We start from the raw sequence: 17,014 nt of genomic DNA on the forward strand, positions 1-17,014 counted from the left end.
CCCGAATCTTGGCTCTGCCTCCCGACAATACCACCCCTTCGACCGTGCGTGACGCCGCCCAGCGGGACGTTTTCCTGCGCGAAGTCGACGAAGCCGTGCGCCAGGACCAACTCGAAGGCTTCATGGCCCGCTACGGCAAACTGCTGTTCGCGGTCATCGTGATTGCCCTGCTGGCCTTCGCCGGCTGGATCTATTGGGACCACCGCCAGACCAAGGAGCGTGAAGAGCGCGCCGAGGCCTATGTGCAGGCGCTCGACAGCCTCCAGTCGGAGAATCTCGACGCCGCAAAGGCGAAGCTGGCGCCGATCGCGGCTGCCGGCGCTTCGGACGCGACGGTCACGTCTGCACGTCTGACGCTGGCCGGCATTGCGCTGCGCCAGGACAAGAAGGCCGACGCGCTCAAGCTCTATGCCCAGGTCGCGGCCGACGCGAAGGCCCCGCAGGCCCTGCGCGATCTTGCCAACGTGCGCGAAATCGGGGCGAACTTCGACGCGATGAAGCCGCAGGACGTTGTCGATCGCCTCAAGCCGCTGGCCGCACCGGGCAATGCCTGGTTCGGCGTCGCAGGCGAGCTGGTGGGCATGGCCTACCTCAAGCAGGGCAAGCAGGACCAGGCCGGTCCGCTGTTCGCGGCCATCGCCAAGGACGAGAACGTCGAGGCGGGCCTGCGCAGCCGCGCGCGCCAGCTGGCAGCCGTACTGGGTGTCGATGCGGTCGACGATGTGGTCGACGACAAGGGCGAGTCCCTGAGCAAGCCGGCCGGCAAGACGGCCGCCGATGCAACGGACGCCGGAGAATGAGCATGCCTTCTGAGGATATTCGCATGAACGCAGCCGTCCGCAACAACCGGTCGACCGGCACCCTGCGCGCGCGCAAGGTCGTGCCGCTGATCGCCCTGGCTCTTGTCATGGGTCTGTCGGGTTGCAAGGTCTTTGGCGGCGGAAAGGGCCCGGCCAAGACCCCGACCGTGGGCAACCGCGTTCCCATCCTCTCGCGCATCGAAAGCGGCGCCAAGGTAGACACCACGCTTGGCGCGGTCTCGGTGATCCTGCCGCCTGCCGAAGTGAACGCCGACTGGGCGCAGGGCGGCGGCACCGCAAACAAGGCTTACGGCCACCTGGCGCTGGCCGAGACTCCGACCCGTGTGTGGACCGCGCAGATTGCCGGTTCTTCGCCGCGTCGCCGTCTTGCGGCTGCTCCGGTGATCGCCGGCGGCAAGCTGTTCGTCATGGACACCGGCGGCGTCGTCCATGCCTTCGACGCACAGAGCGGCGCGAGCCTGTGGACCAAGAGCTTCTCGGTCAGCGGCAGCAACGGAAATTCCGTATTCGGCGGCGGCGTCAGCGTCGATGCTGGGCGTCTCTACGTGACCACGGGCCTTGGCGAAGTCGCCGCGCTCAACGTCGCGGACGGCAGCCAGGTCTGGACCAAGAAGCCCGCCGGCCCGCTGCGCGGTTCGCCGACGATCGGCTTCAACTCCGTGTTCGTGATGACCCAGGACAACCAGATCGTCGCGCTCAACGCCTCGGACGGTACTTCGGTCTGGAGCGAATCGGCTTCGGTGACGCAGTCGGGCGTGTTCGGCGTCGGCGCTCCCGCCGCTGGGCAGGGCACCGTGATCGCCGGCTTCTCGTCGGGTGAACTGGTTGCCTACCGTTATGAGAATGGCCGCCAGCTGTGGTCGGACGCGCTTGCGCGCACCTCGATCTCGACCGAAGTGGGCAGCCTCACCGATGTCGACGCCGACCCGATCATCGATCGCGGCCGCGTCTACGCGCTGGGTCAGGGTGGCCGTATGGCTGCTTACGAACTGATCACCGGCCAGCGTATCTGGGAACTGAACCTTGCAGGCATTTCCACTCCTGCGGTGGCGGGTGACTGGGTCTTCACTCTCGACGACCACGCCGAAATCCTGGCAATCGCCCGTTCGACCGGCAAGGTTCGCTGGCTGACCGAACTGGCCCGCTACAAGAACGCCAAGAAGCGCAAGAACCCGATCTTCTGGGTCGGTCCTGTGCTCGCCGGTAACAAGCTTTGGATCGGCAACTCGCGCGGCGAGCTTTCGACTGTCGATCCGACGAGCGGCACGATGACGCCGTTCACCGAACTGGGCAGCGCGATTTCGCTCGCCCCGGTCGTGGCGAACCAGACGCTTTACATCCTCGACGATTCGGGCCGTATCAGCGCGTTTCGTTGATGCCTTTGCGTCGCCCCGGACCCTGGGTTCGGGGCGACGAATGCTTTCAAGGTTTGCCGCCCCTTAACCAATTGCGGCTAGGCGATAACGCATGAGCAATGCCGCGTTTCCCGCCTCCAGCAGACCCGCCAGTGACGTTTCCGCCGGCGTGGGCCTGTCGGGCCTCGTCGCCCTTATTGTCTGGCTGCTGGTCTGTCGCAATTGGGCGGGCCTCGCCGATGCCTTCGCGCTTCCCGGACCCCGCGCGCCGCTGAGCGGGCCTTATGCCGCCGTTGCCACGGTGCTCGTCACCGGCACTGCGATGACGCTCTGGTCGCTCCTCGTCGATAAGGTCCACCGCCGCCCCTCCACCGGCATAGACTGGTCGCTGCGGCGTCCCTGGTCCGAATCGCTCGACATCTCGATTACCAAGCTCACCGGCCTGTGGTGCACGTGGGGCGCGATCACGGTGTTCTACTGCATCGGCCGCTGGTATTGGGACGGCCAGTACCTCTTCGCGATGGAAGTACTTGGCGCGGCGGTAGTGCCGCTGTTCCTGCTTTCGATCCCTTACGTCCTGTGGATCGACCGCCGGATGCTGAACCCGCGCGACCACTCCTGGCACTTCGGCGCAATGCTCGTCGCGCGCGAAAGCTGGGATGCGAACGAGGTGAAGAAGCACTGGCGCGCCTGGGCGATCAAGGGCTTCTTCGGCGCTTTCATGATCTCGATCCTCCCGAGCGGCTTTGCCCGCGTGGTAGAGGCGGACTTCGGCGCCATCGCTGATAATCCTGTTGCTCTCGGCTCTCTGGTGATCGAGGCGCTGTTCCTCATCGACGTGCAGATCGGCACCGTCGGCTACCTGTTCACCTTCCGCCCGCTCGACGCGCACATCCGTAGCGGCAACCCGCTGCTCGCCGGCTGGGTCGCGGCGCTGATGTGCTACCCGCCCTTCGTATGGGGCACTATGGGCCGCGCCGACGTGCTGGGCTACGAGGTAAACACCGGCGGCTGGGCCTACTGGCTGGCGGGCCACGATACGCTGTTGTGGATATGGGCGGCCGTTATGGTGATCCTAACCGCGATCTACGCGTGGGCGACCTTTGCCTTCGGCCTGCGCTTTTCCAACCTCACCTATCGCGGCGTGCTGACGAACGGCCCCTACCGCTTCACCCGCCACCCGGCCTACCTGTCGAAGAACCTGTTCTGGTGGATTTCGACGCTGCCGTTCCTCGTCACCAACGGCTCGTTGACCGATGCCGTGCGCAATACGGTGCTGCTGGGGGTGGTGAGCGGCATCTACTACTGGCGCGCTCGGACCGAGGAAGCGCACCTGCTGGGCGAGGATGCGAAGTACCGTGAGTATCACGCGTGGATGGCGCAGAACGCGTTGATTACGCGGACATTCGAGCGTTTGCTGGCCATGCTGCCCAAAGGGGCGAAGTAAGGGGAAGACCTGGGGCCATTGCCCCAGACCCCGTTACTGTCGTCGCTGCGCGCGCAGCAGCCCCGCGCACTCCTTGCCGCCGCAGGCTGTCATGTCTCCCGGCTCACCATGGGCGCACTGGTAAAGCTGCACGCGTGACCTTGACGATAAAGGGGTCTGGGGCAATGGCCCCAGGTCTCCCCCTATTTAAAAGCTCTTCACCGCGTAGATCTTAGAAAGATCCCCGCCCCACTCACCGTTATACAGGTCGAGCAGCTTCTGCGCCGGCACCTTGCCCGAAGACACGATCTCGGCCAGCGGTTCTAGATAGCCCGTCTCGTTGTCTCCGCTGGAATTGAGACGCCCACGTGCAGCAAGTCCGGAGCGCGAAATCTCGACCACCTGCGCCGCGATATCGCGAAGGGTCCCTCCGCCGGGGATCGGCGAATCGAGGCCCATCTTCGGCGCGGCGGAGCGCAGGGCTTCGCGGCCTTCCATGTCCCAGTCCTTGACCAGATCCCATGCCGCGTCGAGCGCGCCCTGATCGTAGAGCAGGCCCACCCACAGCGCGGGCAGCGCGCAGATGCGGCCCCAGGGTCCTCCGTCGGCGCCGCGCATTTCGAGGAACGACTTGAGCCGCACTTCGGGAAAGGCGGTGGAGAGGTGGTCCTGCCAGTCGGAGAGGCGCGGCAGTTCGCCGGGGAGGACGGACAGTTCGCCCTTGAGGAAGTCGCGGAATGAGAGGCCGGCGGCGTCGATATATTTGCCGTCGCGGAAGACGAAATACATCGGCACGTCGAGCATGTACTCGACATAGCGTTCGTAGCCGAAGCCGTCTTCGAACACGAAGGGCAGCATGCCGGTGCGGGCGGGATCGGTGTCCGACCAGATGTGGCTGCGATAGGAAAGGTAGCCGTTGGGCTTGCCCTCGGTGAAGGGCGAGTTGGCGAACAGCGCGGTCGCCAGCGGCTGCAGGGCGAGGCTGGTGCGGAACTTCTTCACCATGTCGGCCTCGCTCGCATAGTCGAGGTTGACCTGGATGGTGCAGGTTCGCAGCATCATGTCGAGGCCCATGGTGCCCACGCGGGGCATGTGCTTCAGCATGATGCCGTAGCGGCCCTTGGGCATGATCGGCAGTTCTTCGCGGGTCTTGTCCGGCCACATGCCGAGGCCGAGGTAGGCCTTGCCGGTGCGGTCGCCGATGGTCTTGACCTGGGTGAGGTGGCGCCCGGTTTCGGCGCAGGTTTCGTGCAGGGTTTCGAGCGGGGCGCCGGAAAGTTCCAGCTGGCCGGCGGGTTCAAGGCTGACGTTGCCGTCCGCGCCCTTGAGCGCGATGACGTTCCCGCCTTCAACGATCGGCTCCCACCCGAACTCGGTCAGGTCCATGAGCAGGTCGCGGATGCCGCCTTTCTCGTCGTAGGACGGGGCATGGTGGTCCGCGGTGTCGTAGACGAACTTTTCGTGTTCGGTTCCGATCCGCCACGCCTCGCGCGGCTTTTCGCCCGCTGCCATCGGCGCGGCCAGTTGATCCATGCTTTCGACCACCGGATCTTCGCGATCCGAAACCTCACGGGTGCTCATGGGCGCGGAATTAGTGATCCCTGAGCGCGGACGCTAGAACTTTTTGTACCGCTCGGTCTAAGAATTCACCGGCGACCAGTCGCCAGCTATCGCCATCCACAGCGCAATGGCGGAAATGCTGGCGGTTTCGGCCCTGAGGATGCGCGGGCCAAGGGTGATCGCGCGGGCCTTGGGGTGGGCGCGGACCATTGCCCGCTCCTCCTCGTCGAAGCCGCCTTCGGGGCCGACCAGCAGCGCCGCCGGACCGGGATTCTCCGCAAAGGTCCGTGCGGCCGGTTCGCCGCCCTGTTCGTCGGCGAAGAACAGGGTGCGGTCGGCAGGCCAGTCCCGCAGCAGGGCTTCGAGTTTCAGCGCCTGCTCGATTCGCGGCAGGGCGGTGCGGGCGCATTGCTCGGCCGCCTCGGTGACGATGGAGATCGCGCGCTCGGGGTTGAGCTTGTCGGCAACGCAGCGGCGGGTGACCAGCGGCTGCACCGCGCCGACGCCCAGTTCGGTCGCCTTTTCCAGCACGAGGTCGAAATTGGGTTTCTTGAGCAGCGCCGCGCATAGCACGAAGTCCGGCACGTCTTCGCGCGCCCGCAGCAGGTGCCGCGCACGCAGCACGACATCCCGCTTGCCGGCAGCGACGACGTCGCAGGCCCATTCGCCGGTTTCGTCGTCGCAGGCGATCACCGCGTCGCCCACCGCCACCCGCATGACTTTGCCGAGATAGTGGGCCTGCGAGCCTTCCAAAGCGATCTCGCTATCCTGGGCAAGCGGGTCGGAAACGAACAGGCGCGGGGCCGAGCGCGGCGGCCAGGCGGGGGTTGCGGGCATCTGGGGAGGTCTTTCCTGCGGTCTGGCGGCCCTTGTCGCCCGATCCCGGCGGCGATGCAACGCTTCGGCTTCCTGTGTTCACCAGTCACGTTCGGGATGACACAATCGGCTTAATCGACTAGTCGGTTGCGTGTGACTCAACCTTCGCTCGTCCCCGACAGCCAGCATCGCGGTCTGGTATCCCTGCTACCGCCACGCTTGCGCGACTTTGCTATGCTGGCCCGTCTCGACCGGCCGATCGGTTGGTGGCTGCTGTTCTGGCCCTGTGTCTGGGGGGTGATGCTGGCGGGCGGAGAAAAGCGCTGGGACCTTGTGCTATGGATGCTGGCCGGCTCGATCGCGATGCGCGGCGCGGGCTGCGTCTACAACGACATCGTCGACGCGGACCTTGACCGCCGTGTCGCCCGTACCGCGCTGCGCCCCGTCGCCAGCGGCCGGGTGAGCAAGGGCGCGGCCTGGGCCTGGCTGCTTATCCTGTGCGCCATCGGCCTTGTCGTCCTGCTGCAACTGCGCTGGGAGGCGCAGCTCGTGGCGCTGGGCAGCGTCGCTCTGGTGGCGGGCTATCCCTTCATGAAGCGCATCACGTGGTGGCCGCAGGCATGGCTGGGCATGGTCTTCACATGGGGCGCACTGGTCGGCTGGGTTGAGATCCGCAGCGACCATCTGGAGGCGATCGCAGCGCTTTATTTCGGCGCGATCTTCTGGTGCATCGGCTACGACACCATCTACGCCGTGCAGGACCGCGAGGATGACGCGCTGGTGGGTATCCGCTCGTCCGCGCTGCGGTTGGGATCGCATGTGCGCGCCGGTGTCGGCGGGTTCTACGCGCTGGCACTGACGCTCTGGGCGCTGGCGTTCTGGGCTATGCGCCCGGACTGGGTGGCGCTTGTCGCGCTGGTGCCGATGGCGCTGCATCTGGGCTTTCAGGTCGTGACGCTGGATCCCGAGGACGGTGAAAACCCGCTGGCCCGCTTCCGCTCGAACCGCGACGCCGGGCTGGTCATGGCGCTGGCCTGCTGGGTGGTGGGCAACGCCGGTATCGTCTGAGCGGGAGGCGGCGCCCGGGCGCCGCCGGAACTCTCAGTCGTAATTGACCAGTTCGAACTCGATCCCGTCCCAATCGAAGAAATAAAATCTCCGCCCTGGATCGTAGTCGGCATGGGCGAAAGGCTCGAGTCCCGCTGCCACCACGGTCCGTTCGGCGGCGTCGAGATCTTCCACCACTAGCCCGACGTGGTTGAGCGGAGCGCCCTTGGCGAAGCGTTCGCGCTCCTTGCGGTCGGTGTAGACGGCGATGTAGCTGAAATCCCCGCCGACGTGGATCGTCTCGCCCCCGCCTAGCGCCGGGCCCCTCCAGCGCTCGTGCCAGCCCAGCAGGTCCTGCAGCAGGGCGGCGGAACGCTCGATGTCGCTGACGGTAATATTGGCATGTTCGAGGCGGCCCTGGGCCATGTGTCTGTCTCCTTGGTGTAGCCGGCGAATCGGCCGGCTTGGCAAAGATGCAATCTCAAGCTAACTTGAGATCAAGCGCTTTCGGAGTAGGCTGCGTAATGGTCCAGGACCGCTTCATCAGCATCGGCGACCTTTCCCGGCGTACCGGCGTCGCGGTTTCGGCGATCCGGTTTTACGAAGAGAAGGGCCTGCTCACGAGCCTGCGATCCAGCGGCAACCAGCGGCGGTTCCTGCGCTCCGACATCCGGCGCGTCAGTTTCATCCTGATCGCCCAGAAGTTGGGGCTCGCGCTCGCCCAGATCGAGCGAGAGCTTGCGGAGTTGCCACAGGGCCGGACCCCGACATTGGCGGATTGGGAGCGGATCAGCCGGTCGATGCGCGAATCGATCGATGCCCGGATCGCGCTGCTCGAACTGACCCGCCGCAAGCTCGACGAATGCATCGGCTGCGGCTGCCTCAGTCTGACGAAATGCCGCCTCTACAACGCCGAGGACACGGCGGGCGCACAAGGCCCGGGGCCGCGCTTCGTGCTGGGCTGACGGCCTACTGCGCCGCCAGCAGTTCCTCGGCGGCGCCAAGGTCCACGCTGACGAGGCGGGAGATACCTTTTTCCACCATGGTCACGCCGAACAGGCGGTGCATGCGGCTCATCGTCACGGCATTGTGGGTGACGACGAGGTAGCGCGTTTCGGTTTCGCGGGTCATCGCTTCGAGGAGGTCGCAGAAGCGTTCGATGTTGGCGTCGTCGAGCGGGGCGTCGACTTCGTCCAGCACGCAGATCGGCGCGGGGTTGGTGAGGAACAGGCCGAAGATCAGCGCCACCGCCGTCAGGGCCTGTTCGCCGCCCGAAAGAAGGGTGAGTGATTGCAGCCGCTTGCCGGGAGGCTGCGCGTAGATTTCCAGTCCGGCCTCCAGCGGATCGTCCGAATCGACGAGCGCGAGGTGCGCTTGGCCGCCCTGGAACAGCTGCTGGAACAGGCGGCGGAAATGGCCGTCCACCGCCTCGAACGCAGCCCGCAGGCGCTCGCGGCCCTCGCGGTTGAGGTTGCCGATCGAGCCGCGCAGGCGGTTGACTGCCTCGGTCAGCTCGGCCTTTTCGGTGGCGCTGGTGCCTAGCTGGCCTTCCGCTTCGGCGAGTTCGTCGGCGGCGACGAGGTTGACCGGACCGATCCGCTCGCGCTCGGCGACGAGGCGGTCCATCGTCATGTTTTCACCGTCGGCGCTGCCCACTTCCCCATACGCGAAGCCGAAGCGTTCGGGCAAAACCGGGGGCGGGCACTGGAAACGCTCGCCCGAGACGCGGGTCATTTCGACGCGGCGCGAATCCTCGTGCTCGGCGCGGGCGACCGCGCCGGCGCGGCCTTCGCGCGCAGCGGCGAGGGTTTCCTGCGCGGCTGAAAGCGCGGTGTCGGCCTTGCGCGCGGCATCAGTGGCAGCGGCGACGGCGGCTTCCGCCTTCGCCAGTTCTTCTGCAACGCGAGTGCGCACGGCCTCGCCCTGCTCGATCTGCTGCATCAGCGAGGCGGGCTTGGCGGCGATAACGGCGCGTTCTGTCTCGATTTCCTCCAGCCGTCCCGCCATCTGCGCGAGGCGATTGGCGGCATCGCCGGAACGCGCCTGCCAACCGCGGATATCGCTGCGCTGGGCAGTGGTCCGTTCCTGCGCGACGGCAAGTGCCTGATCGTGCGCTGCCAGTGCGGCCATGGCGGCCTGCAGGGCGCTGCGGGCCTGAACGTTGCAGGTGCGCGCGGTTTCCAGTTCGGCGCGGCCAACTGCCGGGTCGGGCAGGGTAGCTAGTCTGGAACTGGCGGAGGCGAGTTCGGCGGCGGCGGCCTGCTGCTGCTGAGCAAGGTCTGCAACAGCAGCGTCGAGTTCGGCGCGGCGCGCGCGCTGGCGATTACGGGCATCCTCGGCCTGATCGACGGCGCGCAGGGCGCTGCGTTCGGCGTCGGCAGCGGTGGCGATAGCCCGTTCTGCGGCGATCAGTTGGGATGACAGCGCCGCCAGTTCCTGCCCCGCTGCGGTTTGCCGCGTCTCAGCGGCGGCGACGGCTTCGCGCAAGGGCGGAAGCTGGGTGTCGAGCTGGGCAAAGCGGTTTTCCGCCTCAAGCCGCGCGGCTTCGGCAGCGCCTTCGCCGCGCGCGACAAAGCCGTCCCAGCGCCGTAGCACGCCTGCTCGGGTGACCAGCCATTCGCCCGGCTTCAGGGCGCGCCCGTCATCCTCATCGGCGACGTGGACCAGTGCGAGGCGCGCGGCGAGTTCGTCCGGGCACTTGCCGACGTGGACGGCGAGGCTGTCCGCAACGGGGGCGGGCGGCGCGGCGCCGGTCCAGAAACGGCCGTCGGCACCTTTTACCAGACCCAGCGGTGCCTTGGCATCGCGGCCCAGCACGGCGGCAAGGGCGCGTTCGTAGCCCGGTGCGGCGCGCAGGGCGTCGATGGCCATGGGCAATCCATGCGCCGCCTTGGCGCCCTTGGCGCGGGCCTCGCGGTCGCGCAGCAGGGCGGTGTGTTCGCGCTCAATGCCGGTGAGGTCGGCGCGCGCTCCCGCCAGAGCCGAAGCGGCGGTGTCGCGCTCTGCCTGGAGGGCGGTTTTGCGCGCCTGCATGTCGTCCAGCCCTTCGCGGGCCTTGCCGAGGGCGGCGTTCGCTTCGTCTGCCCGGGCCTTAGCGGCGGCGATCGCGGCGTCGAGATCAGCGGCGTCGGCTTGTGCGGCGATCTGCCCTTCGATGCGGGCGACATCCTGCTGGGCGCGGGCGCTGCGGCTGCGGGCCTGCGCGACTTCGGCCTCGGCGATGCGCCATTCGGCGTCGACGCCGGCCTGCCGGGCGGTGGCCTGCGCAAGGTCGAGTTCGGCGGCGCGCGAAGCCTGCTCGGCGCCGTCGAGGGTGTTGGCGAAGCGCGGGCGCATGGCATCGTCCGCCGCCAGTTGCTTTTCGCCCTCGGCCAGTTCGCGTTCGAGCCGGGCGAGGGCCTCGGCGGCGTCGCGGGTCAGGCGGTCGGCGTCGTGCCTGTCTTCTTCGAGCCGGGTGCGCTGGCGGTCGAGATCGGCGAGGCGCTGCTCGGCGGCTTCCAGTTGGCTGGTCAGCGTGGCCATGCGGTGGCCCTGTGCGCTGGCATCGTCGCGGCGGTCGGCAAGCTCGTCTCGGGTTTCCGCGAGGGTCAGGGCGGCCTTGGCCTGTTGGTTCTGTGCTTTCACGGCGAGGGCCTGTGCCATGCCGACGCGCGCTTCGGCGGCCTGCGCTTCCTTGCGGGCGGCTTCGGCGGCTTCGGCTGCATCGCGCCAGCGGGAGAAGACGAGGCGCGCTTCGGAGAGGCGGATCTGGTCGGTCAGCGCCTTGTAGCGTTCGGCGGCCTTGGCCTGCCGCCGCAAAGTCCCGACCTGCTTGTCGAGGCTGGCCATGATGTCGTCGAGCCGGGCAAGGTTCGTCTCGGTGGCGCGCAGGCGCTGTTCGGCGTCCTTGCGGCGCACATGCAGGCCGGCGATCCCCGCAGCCTCTTCCAGCATCGCGCGGCGTTCTGCTGGCTTGGCGGCGATGACGGCGGCGATACGGCCCTGGCTGACGAGCGCGGGGCTGTGTGCGCCGGTGGCGGCATCGGCGAAGGTCAGCGCCACGTCCTTGGCGCGCACATCGCGGCCATTGATGCGATAGGCGCTGCCGGCGCCGCGTTCGATCCGGCGTACGACTTCCAGTTCCTCACGCGTGCCGTCGGCGCGCGCGGCGGTCTCGGCGCGCAGGACCACTTCGGCGAATGAGCGCGGCGGGCGCTTGTCGGTGCCGGCGAAGATCACGTCTTCCATGCCGCCGCCGCGCATCGACTTGGGCGAGCTTTCGCCCATGACCCAGCGGATCGCTTCGAGGAGGTTGGACTTGCCGCAGCCGTTGGGGCCGACGACGCCCGTCAGCCCCGGCTCGATGCGTAGTTCGGCCGGCTCGACGAAGCTCTTGAATCCGCTGAGCTTGAGCCGGTGGATGCGCATCGAGTTATTACCGTTGGGACATCAGATCAGCGAGCGCCGGCCTGCTGCAGCTTGGGTTCGATTTCAGCCCAGGACCCCGAGCCGACCGAATTGCCGTTGATGATGAAGCTGGGCGTGCCGGTGATGTTGAACTGCTCCGAGGCCTTCTGCGTCTGGTCGGCGAGTGCCTTTGCCTTGGCGGTATCGCTGACGCAGGCATTGCCCTGATCGCGGGCGATACCGCGTGAGGCGAAGAACTCGTTCATACCCGAGATTTCGGCGACGGCGGCGATCTGCTGTTCCTTGGGCAGGGCATCGAGCGCGGCCAGCTTGGCCTTGTCGGCGTTCTGCATGTTCTCGAACATCTTGGGCTGCCAGGCCCAGAACTGCTCGCTCAGCGGGATCACCGCTTCGGTCGTGCCGCAGGTCGCCAGCAACGATGCGGGAATGTCGAAGACGTTGAGCATGAAGTAACGCATCTCGTAGCTCACGCGGCCGCTGGCGACGTAGTCGTCGCGCAGCTTGTCGAAGCTTTCCTTCGCGAATTCGGCGCAGTGCGAGCAGCTGAGCGCGCCATATTCGATCAGCTTGATCGGAGCCTCGGGGTTGCCCATGCGGTAGCCGCCCTCGGGGGTCTTTTCGATCATGTCGGCCCAGGCCTTGCCGGCGGGCGGGGCGACCCTGGCGATCGGTTCGCCCGAGGGGCCGGCTGCGGGATCTTCCTTCTTGCCGCAGGCCGCAAGGCCGAGCGCGAGCGGAGCGACAAGCAGACCGAGGGCGATCTGGCGGAAACGGTTGCGGATCATCGGGGCGAATCCTTAAGTATGCACTTGGGACGGAGCTAGCCCATGGAGAGGGCGAAAACAAAGCTCGGGGCGCGGCTGCGGCGGAATGTCTCCACAGCTGCGGCGCCCGAAGGGATCAGATGTTGCCGGCGCGCTGCTCGGCCAGCTTCGCGGTGAGCGCCTTGGAGACGCCAGCCCAGTCGTGGGCTTCCAGCATCTCGCCGTTGATCGAGAAGCTGGGCGTTCCCTGAAGACCGAGCGCCTCGACTTCGGATTGCTGCTTGCGCAGCTTGTCGAGCATGGGCTTGTCGGCCAGGCAGGCGTCGGTCTGGGCGCGGCCGATGCCCCAACTTTCCATCTTGGCGTAGAAGCCCAGGTCGCTGGCGATGGCGCGCATCCGGGGCGTCAGCTCGCCCTGATACCAGCGGGCCTGCTGCTCGCGGTTCATGGACTCAACCTTGGCGAGCCAGGTTTCCTGAGTGGCGAAAAAGGCGTTGTTGCGCACGAAAAAACGCTTGGGATCGCCGCAGTTGGTGAGCATCGCCACTGTCAGGTCGATCGGGTTGCGCAGGAAGTTGGTGACGGTCACCGAGACCTGGCCCTTGGGCACCAGCGTCAGGCGCAGGACCGGGTCCGATTCCTTGTGATAGTGCGCGCAGTGCGGGCAAGTGTAGCTGACATATTCGATCAGCCTCACCGGCGCGTCGGGGTTGCCGAAACGGTGGCTGCCGTCGTCCGTCGCAACGACCTGACCGGCCCAGTTGGCGCCGGAGGAACCTGTGGCCGCGGGCTTCCTGGGAGCGGCGGCGACGCTCAGCGCGGCGCAGGCCGCAAGAGCGGTGAAACGAAGGGCGGTCTTCATTCTGGGGGAGCGCATCACTGGTCTTCCTGCCGTCACTGTTAGTTCTGGTCGCTCTTGGCTTCGATGCTGCGTGCCAGCGATTCGAGTACCGCGCGAAGTTCGGGATCGCCGATGTCTCGCAGCGATTCGCCCAGTTCGAACGGCACCGGTTTCAGCGAAGGCGCGGCGGCGATGCGTGGCTGGGTGGAGACCGGCGGCTTAACCTCGCCTTGCCGGATTTTCACGCGGGCTACGGCGTTGTAGCCGAAGAAGCGGTTCACCCGCTCGACGATCTCGGGAATGACGTGCTGGATCATCGGCGCATGGGCGGCCACGACGACCAGCTGGAGGATGCCGTCGCTCTTCTCGCCGGGGGGGAAACGGATCGATTCCGGCGAGCAGACGCGGGCATGGCGGGCGCCGACGATCTCGGGCCAGCGCGATACCACGCTGGATTGCACGAAGCCGAAGCGGCGAAAGGCGGTGCGCCCCACTTCCGGCATCAGGTCGGAGATCGCGCGGGCCTGGCCGCCGCGCGGGCGCTCATAAAGCTTCAGGCCCGGCTTCGATGCCTTGCCCTTTTTGTCTGATTGTTTGCCGGGATTGCTTTCCATTACCGCCGCTCCAATGCCATAGCGGGCGCATGGACGCCAGTTCGGATACCACAGGTACGACGAGGATCGCGCAGGACCTGCTGGGTTGGTACGACACCCATGGCCGCGACCTGCCCTGGCGCGCGCGTCCGGGGAGCCCGGCGCCCGATCCTTATCGCGTATGGCTTTCCGAGGTGATGCTCCAGCAGACCACGGTGGGCGCGGTGAAGGCCTACTTTGCCGCTTTCACGGCGCGTTGGCCGACCGTCATGGCGCTGGCCGCAGCGCCGGACGAGGATGTCATGGCGGCATGGGCGGGCCTTGGCTACTACGCCCGCGCCCGCAACCTGCTGGCCTGCGCCCGCGAAGTGGCGGCGCGGGGCGGGCAGTTTCCCGATACCGAGGATGGCCTTCGCGCGCTGCCGGGGCTGGGCGCCTATACTGCCGCTGCCGTCGCCGCGATCGCTTTCGAGCGGCGCGCGGTGGTGGTGGACGCCAATGTCGAGCGGGTCGTCTCGCGGCTGTTCGCGATCGACACGCCGCTGCCCGGATCACGGCCGCTGATCCGTGAATATGCCGATGTCATCACGCCCGACCTGCGTTCCGGCGACTTTGCGCAGGCGATGATGGACCTTGGCAGCGGCGTCTGCACATCGCGCAGCCCGCGTTGCCTGCTCTGCCCGTTGTCGGCCGGATGTGCCGGCCGGGCGAGCGGCGAGCCGGAACGTCTGCCGGTCAAGGCGGCGAAGAAGGCCAAGCCGACGCGCAAGGGCCGCGCCTTCTGGATCGAGCGTGATGCCGGGGGCGAGGCGCAGGTCTGGCTGGTGCGCCGCGCCGACACGGGAATGCTCGGCGGAATGCGTGCGCTCCCCGACGATGGCTGGGCCGCCCGCGCTGATGGCTGCGGCGAGGGGCCGGCGCCCGGACCGTGGGAAAACGCGGGTAAGGTCGATCACGTTTTTACGCATTTCTCCCTGGAATTGAGCCTCGCGGTCTATCTCGGCAACCGCTTCGAGGGCACCGATGGCGAGTGGTGGCCGCTGGATCGGCTGGCCGAGGCGGGGTTGCCGACGCTTTTTGCCAAGGCGGCGCGTCTCGCCCTTGCTGCCGAAAGGCAGGACGCTTGATTCGCGCTCTCGACGCGGCGATGGACCGGCGCGCGCTGCTGGGCATGGCGGCCGCCGCCGGGCTGGGCGCGGCGCTGATGCCGAAGCTGGCCTGGGCCGCCGCGCAGCCGGAACTGCTCCCGAAAGTCCGCGCCTTGGTCGAACGCTGGACGGGGCCGGGCAAGTTTCCCGGGATGGTGGCCTCGCTGGGCCTGCCGGGACGGGAGCCGGAATTCGTGGCTCGCGGGTCGGAGGGGTTTAACGACCCCGACCCGGTGACGCCCGACAGCCTGTTCCGCATCTATTCGATGACCAAGCCGGTCACCGCGATGGCGGCGATGCAGCTGATCGTGCAGGGCCGCCTCGGCCTGGACCAGCCGCTGCATGAAATTCTGCCGAAGTTCCGCACGATGCAGGTGCAAGACACGTATGACGGTTCGCTCACCGCGCTTCACCCTGCGGCCCGGCCCATCACGATGCGGCACCTGATGACTCACACTTCGGGGCTGGGCTATACCATCGTCCAGCAAGGGCCGATCCGGGCGCTGATGACGGCCAAGGGCCTCGTGCCCGGCCAGATCAGCCGGCTGACTGCGCCGGGGCTGGACTGGGGTACGCCGGTCAAGGGGCTGGAGCACTTTGCCGACCGTCTTGCCGAAGTGCCGCTGGTAGCCGATCCCGGCACGCGGTGGAGCTACTCGGTGGGCCTCGACCTGATGGGCCGGGTGATCGAGGTGGTGACCGGTCGCCCCTTCGACGCCTATCTCCACGAAACGATCTTCGCGCCCGCCGGAATGACCAGCACCTGGTTTCAGGTGCCCGCCAGCGAGGCGCACCGGCTGACCACCAATTACGTCGCGATCGGCGAAGTGCTGGCCCCGATCGATGAGGGTGCCACTTCGATCTTCCTCGACAAGCCGGCGTTTCCCTTCGGCGGCGCCGGACTAGTCAGCAGCCCGCGCGATTACGATCGCTTCCTGCGCCTGCTCGCCCAGTTCGGTACGATCGAGGGGGAGCGCGTGCTGGGCGAAAGCGCGATACGTATCGGCACCTCGGACCTGCTGCCGCCCGGCCTCAGCGTACCCGCAGCCTTTGGTGGTCCTTCCGGCTTCGGCGCAGGCGGCCGCGTCGGCAAGGGCGCGGAGGCCGGGATATATGGCTGGTCGGGCGCAGCGGGGACTGTCGGCATGGTCGATATGGTGCACGGCCTGCGCTCACAGATTTTTGTCCAGTTCATGCCCCCCGACGCGCTCGACCTGCTGCCGGAGTTTCAGGCCGCGCTGAAGGCCGACGTTCTTGCGATCCTGGAGACCCGCTGACGTGCTTCGCACCGCTTCTGACCCGATAGCCTTCGCCGGCTCGAACATCGACCGCGCCGATCACATCCGCGGCGATCCCGATGCCATAGCCGGTCTGATGAACGCCCGTGGCCGCCTCCTGAAGCTGGACGGGCTTGACCCGGTGCTGACCCCGGAAGGCAGCCTCGTCTGGGGCAGTCTCGCCGACGCGGGGCCAGAGAGTGAACTGGTTTTCCTCGGCCTGGACGATGCCCAGCGCGGCTGCTTCGCCGAGGTCGTGCCCGTCGATCCGGGTGCCAGCCCTCACGCCGGTCCTGCCAGCTGGAACGCGATGAACGTGCTCGAAGCCGCCGAACTGGCGGCTTACGGCGGCGCCCGCGCTCTGGTCGGCTGGCATGTACGGCACCGGTTCTGCGCGGTCTGCGGCCAGCCCACGGTCATCGCCAAGGGCGGCTGGCAGCGCAACTGCACCAGTTGCACGGCAGAGCATTTTCCCCGCGTCGATCCGGTGACGATCATGTCGGTGGAGCATGACGGCAAGCTGTTGCTGGGCCGTCAGCCGCGCTTCCCGGCGGGGCGCTACTCCGCACTGGCCGGTTTCGTCGAACCCGGCGAGACGATCGAGGAAGCCGTAGCGCGGGAAACGTTCGAGGAAGCCGGGGTGCGGGTCCGCGATGTCACCTATGTCGCCAGCCAGCCCTGGCCGTTCCCGTCTTCGCTGATGATCGGCTGCCATGCCTTTGCGGACGATCCGGCGATCACCATCGACGTCACCGAACTGGAGGACGCCCGCTGGTTCACCCGCGCCGAAGTGGTCGACGCGCTGGAGGCCACCGCAGTCGGTGAAAGCGGCCGGGCATTCTGGGCGCCGCCGAAATATGCGGTCGCCCATGTGCTGCTGCAATGGTGGGTAGACCGGGCGGTTTAGGTGACGATGCCGGTTTGTTGATGAAGTACATGCGCGCGGGGCCTTTCATGCT

15 protein-coding genes are annotated in these 17,014 nt (G+C 67.2%); 8 read left to right on the top strand and 7 right to left on the bottom strand.

Annotated elements, in window-relative coordinates:
- Window positions 1–8: 8 nt before the first annotated feature.
- The 3 genes from GVL61_RS03110 to GVL61_RS03120 all read left to right on the top strand — a co-directional run bounded on the left by GVL61_RS03110 (window position 9) and on the right by GVL61_RS03120 (window position 3,623).
- On the top strand, window positions 9–800 hold the full coding sequence (locus GVL61_RS03110) for a tetratricopeptide repeat protein (RefSeq protein WP_159976902.1): 792 nt from the start codon (window positions 9–11) through the stop codon (window positions 798–800).
- 23 nt (window positions 801–823) lie between these two features.
- Window positions 824–2,197, top strand: coding sequence for a PQQ-binding-like beta-propeller repeat protein (locus tag GVL61_RS03115; RefSeq protein ID WP_159976904.1), 1,374 nt, complete (start codon window positions 824–826; stop codon window positions 2,195–2,197).
- 91 nt (window positions 2,198–2,288) lie between these two features.
- Window positions 2,289–3,623 carry an isoprenylcysteine carboxylmethyltransferase family protein gene (locus GVL61_RS03120; RefSeq protein ID WP_159976906.1) on the top strand — a complete coding sequence of 445 codons (1,335 nt, stop codon included), beginning with the start codon at window positions 2,289–2,291 and terminating at the stop codon, window positions 3,621–3,623.
- 186 nt (window positions 3,624–3,809) lie between these two features.
- Here the strand turns inward: GVL61_RS03120 and GVL61_RS03125 are convergent, their stop codons facing one another.
- Together GVL61_RS03125 and GVL61_RS03130 are read right to left on the bottom strand one after the other, a co-directional pair.
- On the bottom strand, window positions 3,810–5,183 hold the full coding sequence (locus tag GVL61_RS03125) for a glutamate--cysteine ligase (RefSeq protein ID WP_159976908.1): 1,374 nt from the start codon (window positions 5,181–5,183) through the stop codon (window positions 3,810–3,812).
- Window positions 5,184–5,240: 57 nt separating this feature from the next.
- A complete protein-coding gene (locus tag GVL61_RS03130; RefSeq protein ID WP_159976910.1) occupies window positions 5,241–5,999 on the bottom strand; it encodes a 16S rRNA (uracil(1498)-N(3))-methyltransferase in 759 nt (252 codons plus the stop codon).
- Window positions 6,000–6,131: 132 nt separating this feature from the next.
- Between GVL61_RS03130 and ubiA the strand changes: the two genes are divergently transcribed.
- Window positions 6,132–7,046 carry a 4-hydroxybenzoate octaprenyltransferase gene (gene ubiA, locus GVL61_RS03135; RefSeq protein WP_159976912.1) on the top strand — a complete coding sequence of 305 codons (915 nt, stop codon included), beginning with the start codon at window positions 6,132–6,134 and terminating at the stop codon, window positions 7,044–7,046.
- 33 nt (window positions 7,047–7,079) lie between these two features.
- Here the strand turns inward: ubiA and GVL61_RS03140 are convergent, their stop codons facing one another.
- Entirely contained in the window at window positions 7,080–7,451 is a 372-nt protein-coding gene (locus GVL61_RS03140) for a VOC family protein (protein WP_159976914.1), read from the bottom strand.
- A gap of 98 nt (window positions 7,452–7,549) precedes the next feature.
- On the opposite strand from GVL61_RS03140, the gene soxR reads away from it, so the two are divergent.
- Window positions 7,550–7,990, top strand: a complete 441-nt coding sequence (gene soxR / locus GVL61_RS03145; RefSeq protein WP_159976916.1) for a redox-sensitive transcriptional activator SoxR — start codon at window positions 7,550–7,552, stop codon at window positions 7,988–7,990.
- Between the two features lie 4 nt (window positions 7,991–7,994).
- Here soxR and GVL61_RS03150 read toward each other — a convergent pair whose 3' ends face one another.
- From GVL61_RS03150 to GVL61_RS03165, 4 genes are all read right to left on the bottom strand, one after another.
- Window positions 7,995–11,432: a chromosome segregation SMC family protein gene (locus tag GVL61_RS03150; protein WP_159976918.1), complete on the bottom strand. Its 3,438-nt coding sequence runs from the start codon at window positions 11,430–11,432 to the stop codon at window positions 7,995–7,997.
- A gap of 26 nt (window positions 11,433–11,458) precedes the next feature.
- Window positions 11,459–12,217: a thioredoxin domain-containing protein gene (locus GVL61_RS03155; protein ID WP_159976920.1), complete on the bottom strand. Its 759-nt coding sequence runs from the start codon at window positions 12,215–12,217 to the stop codon at window positions 11,459–11,461.
- 115 nt (window positions 12,218–12,332) lie between these two features.
- Window positions 12,333–13,073 carry a thioredoxin domain-containing protein gene (locus GVL61_RS03160; protein WP_159976922.1) on the bottom strand — a complete coding sequence of 247 codons (741 nt, stop codon included), beginning with the start codon at window positions 13,071–13,073 and terminating at the stop codon, window positions 12,333–12,335.
- A gap of 23 nt (window positions 13,074–13,096) precedes the next feature.
- Window positions 13,097–13,651 carry a DUF721 domain-containing protein gene (locus tag GVL61_RS03165; RefSeq protein ID WP_159976924.1) on the bottom strand — a complete coding sequence of 185 codons (555 nt, stop codon included), beginning with the start codon at window positions 13,649–13,651 and terminating at the stop codon, window positions 13,097–13,099.
- 29 nt (window positions 13,652–13,680) lie between these two features.
- On the opposite strand from GVL61_RS03165, the gene GVL61_RS03170 reads away from it, so the two are divergent.
- Genes GVL61_RS03170 through nudC form a run of 3 tightly spaced genes read left to right on the top strand, consistent with a single transcriptional unit; the run spans window position 13,681 to window position 16,962 of the window.
- Window positions 13,681–14,757, top strand: coding sequence for an A/G-specific adenine glycosylase (locus GVL61_RS03170; RefSeq protein ID WP_159976926.1), 1,077 nt, complete (start codon window positions 13,681–13,683; stop codon window positions 14,755–14,757).
- Complete coding sequence (locus tag GVL61_RS03175; RefSeq protein ID WP_235037512.1) at window positions 14,754–16,055, top strand: serine hydrolase; 1,302 nt, start codon at window positions 14,754–14,756, stop codon at window positions 16,053–16,055. Before GVL61_RS03170 ends, GVL61_RS03175 begins: the two co-directional genes overlap by 4 nt.
- Window position 16,056: 1 nt before the next feature.
- Entirely contained in the window at window positions 16,057–16,962 is a 906-nt protein-coding gene (nudC, locus tag GVL61_RS03180; protein ID WP_159976928.1) for an NAD(+) diphosphatase, read from the top strand.
- Window positions 16,963–17,014: the final 52 nt, after the last annotated feature.

This window comes from Novosphingobium sp. 18050 (assembly GCF_902706195.1).
Taxonomy (GTDB): domain Bacteria; phylum Pseudomonadota; class Alphaproteobacteria; order Sphingomonadales; family Sphingomonadaceae; genus Novosphingobium.

Coding starts and splice junctions, on each gene's coding strand:
- GVL61_RS03115 (WP_159976904.1), top strand. CDS start 824: ATGAACGCAGCCGTCCGCAACAACCGGTCGACCGGCACCCTGCGCGCG.
- GVL61_RS03120 (WP_159976906.1), top strand. CDS start 2,289: ATGAGCAATGCCGCGTTTCCCGCCTCCAGCAGACCCGCCAGTGACGTT.
- GVL61_RS03125 (WP_159976908.1), bottom strand. CDS start 5,183: ATGAGCACCCGTGAGGTTTCGGATCGCGAAGATCCGGTGGTCGAAAGC.
- GVL61_RS03130 (WP_159976910.1), bottom strand. CDS start 5,999: ATGCCCGCAACCCCCGCCTGGCCGCCGCGCTCGGCCCCGCGCCTGTTC.
- GVL61_RS03140 (WP_159976914.1), bottom strand. CDS start 7,451: ATGGCCCAGGGCCGCCTCGAACATGCCAATATTACCGTCAGCGACATC.
- soxR (WP_159976916.1), top strand. CDS start 7,550: ATGGTCCAGGACCGCTTCATCAGCATCGGCGACCTTTCCCGGCGTACC.
- GVL61_RS03150 (WP_159976918.1), bottom strand. CDS start 11,432: ATGCGCATCCACCGGCTCAAGCTCAGCGGATTCAAGAGCTTCGTCGAG.
- GVL61_RS03155 (WP_159976920.1), bottom strand. CDS start 12,217: ATGATCCGCAACCGTTTCCGCCAGATCGCCCTCGGTCTGCTTGTCGCT.
- GVL61_RS03160 (WP_159976922.1), bottom strand. CDS start 13,073: ATGCGCTCCCCCAGAATGAAGACCGCCCTTCGTTTCACCGCTCTTGCG.
- GVL61_RS03165 (WP_159976924.1), bottom strand. CDS start 13,651: ATGGAAAGCAATCCCGGCAAACAATCAGACAAAAAGGGCAAGGCATCG.
- GVL61_RS03170 (WP_159976926.1), top strand. CDS start 13,681: ATGGACGCCAGTTCGGATACCACAGGTACGACGAGGATCGCGCAGGAC.